This window comes from Pseudonocardia sp. SID8383, from assembly GCF_009864975.1.
Lineage (GTDB): Bacteria > Actinomycetota > Actinomycetes > Mycobacteriales > Pseudonocardiaceae > Pseudonocardia > Pseudonocardia alni.
The window spans coordinates 1-2,879 of the sequence record NZ_WWFY01000146.1 but is presented as its reverse complement, the minus strand read 5'-3'; the positions used below and the strand labels follow the sequence as shown (position 1 = coordinate 2,879).

The window sequence follows — 2,879 nt, the reverse complement described above, 5'->3', positions numbered from 1 at the left end:
GGTCGCCCGGGGGCACCGCGGCGCGGGCCGGTCGCCCGGCGCACCGGGCGCGGGGACGGTCCCGTCTGGCAGCGCGGGCACCAGTAGGTGATCCGGGCGCGGTGGTCGTCGCCCTGGTCGGCGGTCCGGATGCGGGTCCCGCACCGGCGGCACGGGCGTCCGGGCCGCTCGAACACCCAGTGCGCCTCGCCGGCGGCCAGCGAGCCGGTCGTCGTCTGCTCCGGGCGGTCCTTGTTCGACGACAGCAGCCGCCGCGACAGGTCGATGACCCCGGGCAGGTCGGGCACGTCGCGGATCGGCACCCAGGGCGTGAGCCCGAGCAGGAAGCAGATGTCGTTGCGGTAGAGATTGCCGAGACCGGCCATGACCCGCTGTTCGAGCAGTACCAGCCCGAGCGGGTGGCCGGCCCGGGCGGTCATCCGGCGCAGCGCCTCGGCGTCGTGGCCGGGGCCCCAGTCCGGGTCGAGCAGGTCGGGCCCGAGATGACCGACGAGGGTGTGCTCGTCGTCGGTGGCGAGCAGCTCCAGGTCGTGCAGGGCGAACCCGACCGCGACCCGGTCGGCGGTCTCCAGCACCGCGCGCGCCTCGTGCGCGACCCGGCGCCACCGCATGCCCGGCCGGTACAGGTGCCAGGAGCCGTCCATCCGGAAGTGGCTGTGCAGGCTGCGGCCGTCGTCGAACCGGGTGAACAGGTGCTTGCCGACCGGGACGACACCGGTGACGGTCAGCCCGGCCAGGTCGTGCTCGACCAGCCGCGGGTGGCGCAGCTCGCCGCGCAGCAGCTCGTGCCCCGCCAGCGCGCTGTGCAGCCGCTTACCGGCCAGGTACACGGTGTCTCCCTCGGGCACGTCCGCGACGCTACCCGGGCGGGCCGGGTCCGGCCCGGGCTCAGTCGACGACGAGGGTCCGCAGCTGCGGCCACACCTGCGACCACGGACGCGTCATGCCCTCGCCCAGCCAGATGCGGTTGCCGTCGCCGAGGTCGGTGACCGGTCGCAGCGCCACCCCGGTGGGCGCCAGCAGGCCGGGGTCCCGGCCGAGGAAGATCACGACGTCGTGGTCGTCCGGGGGCGGGTCGAAGTAGCCGTAGCTGCGGTTGCCGCTGTACCCGGGCGGCAGGCCGAGCGCGGGGTCGGCGGTGTCGACGTAGGCGGCGAAGATGTACGAGCCGCCCACCACGACGGCGCGGTCCCGCTGGTCCGGGGGCAGCCCGTCGCGGACGCGGGCGACCTCGCCGACGATCCGCTCCGGTACGGCGGGGTCGGCCGCCCCGGCGCTCGCGGACAGCATCGCCGCGGCGAGGGCGACCGACAGCATCCCGGCCGGCCACGCCACCCAGGACCACCGCCGTCGCCCGGCCCCGCGCCGCTCCTGGAACCACACCGCCCCGAGCGCGGCGACGGCACCGTGCAGACCGCACAGGTAGTAGGCACGCCCCACGGTCACCGCGAACACGATCCACAGCACGAGGAAGGTCACCGCGACGAAGCGGTACGGCCGCAGCCGCGGCGTCGTGAACGCCGCGACCGCCCCCACCACGACGAGCACGGTGCCGAGCAGCCCGGCCAGCAGCAGCATCGCCACCGCGTTGGGGCCCGGCCCGCCGAACAGGACCGACTCCTGCGCGACGACCGAGGTCATGCGCAGCTGAGGCCAGCCGTGCATGGCCTGCCACACCAGCGTCGGTGACGCGATCAGTGCACCCAGCAGAGCGGCCCACCAGAACGCGGGCCGTCGCAGCATCGCCCGCGGCCCGGCCACGCCGATCGCGAGGACCAGCACCGCGCCCAGCAGGATGACCTGGAACTTCGTCAGCGCGGCCAGGCCGAGCAGCGGGCCGACGGCGAGGAGCAGCCGGTCGTCGCGGACCCGGGTCCAGCGCACCAGCAGCCACAGCAGCAGCGCCCACTGCAGCGGTTCCAGCGAGTACGGCGTCAGGAAGTGCCCGAACAGCGTCACCCACAGCCCGGTGGCCTGGGCGAGCGCGGTGAGGACCTGGGCGCGGCGGTCGCCACCCAGCTCGCGGGCGATCAACGCGGCGACGACGACCGCGCCCGCCGTCGCCAGCGACGGCACGATCCGCAGCACCCCGTTCACCCCGGGTGCGAGGACGTCGGCGAGCCCGGCCAGCGCCGGTGCGACCGGGGGCTGGTCGGCCGACCCCCAGTCGAGGTGGTGCCGCCCGATCGCCAGCATCAGCGCCTCGTCGAACCAGTACCCGCGCCCCAGCGCCCCCATGACGAGGTGGACGACGGCCACCACCCCGGCGACGATCCCGACGGGCAGCCGCGCGAGCCGCGGAACCGCCGTGGGCGCAGCGCCGGAGTCCCGGACCGTGGTCGACGACGTCATGTGTCCCCCCGAGCGACGACGTGGACGCCGGCGGTCCCGGGCCCGGCGCCATCAGACCCCGGGGGGTCCGTCCGGTGCAGCGGGCATCGGGCGGTGGACGATCGACTTCGGTCTACCGGCGGCCCACCCTCCGGTCAGCCGCGCGGGGCGCTGCGGGCGATCCGCAGTGCCCACAGCACCAGCGGGACCTGCAGCGGCAGCCGACCCCAGCCGATCGCCCGGTACAGCGGGTCCTTGCGGTTCCAGTGCAGCGCCATCGACACGTTCGCCGGGAACACCGCCGCGAACAGCGCTGCCGCGGCCCAGCCGCCGGCACGCCGGGTCCGCGGATGCGCGACCGCCGCGGCGACGGCGCCCTCGGCGGCCCCGGAGGCGTAGGTCCAGAACCGGGGCTCCCCGGGCAGGCTGCGCGGCACGATCGAGTCGAACGGCTCGGGCCGCACCACGTGCAGGACGGCGGCGGTGCCGAGCAGCCCCGCGAGCCCGAGAGCGAGACGCCGGTCACGGGACGGGGTGCCGGGGGAGCG

The 2,879-nt window shown here is 75.9% G+C and carries 3 protein-coding genes; all 3 read right to left on the bottom strand.

The window, feature by feature from the left end; genetic code table 11:
• Positions 1–848, bottom strand: an 848-nt coding sequence (locus tag GTW08_RS03740; RefSeq protein ID WP_161151413.1) for a DNA-formamidopyrimidine glycosylase family protein, incomplete at its 3' end; no start/stop codon positions are given.
• A 40-nt stretch (positions 849–888) separates the two neighbouring features.
• Complete coding sequence (locus GTW08_RS03735; RefSeq protein WP_073578097.1) at positions 889–2,352, bottom strand: glycosyltransferase family 39 protein; 1,464 nt, start codon at positions 2,350–2,352, stop codon at positions 889–891.
• Positions 2,353–2,486: 134 nt separating this feature from the next.
• A partial coding sequence (locus tag GTW08_RS03730) for a MauE/DoxX family redox-associated membrane protein (protein ID WP_237453512.1) occupies positions 2,487–2,879 on the bottom strand: 393 nt, incomplete at its 5' end.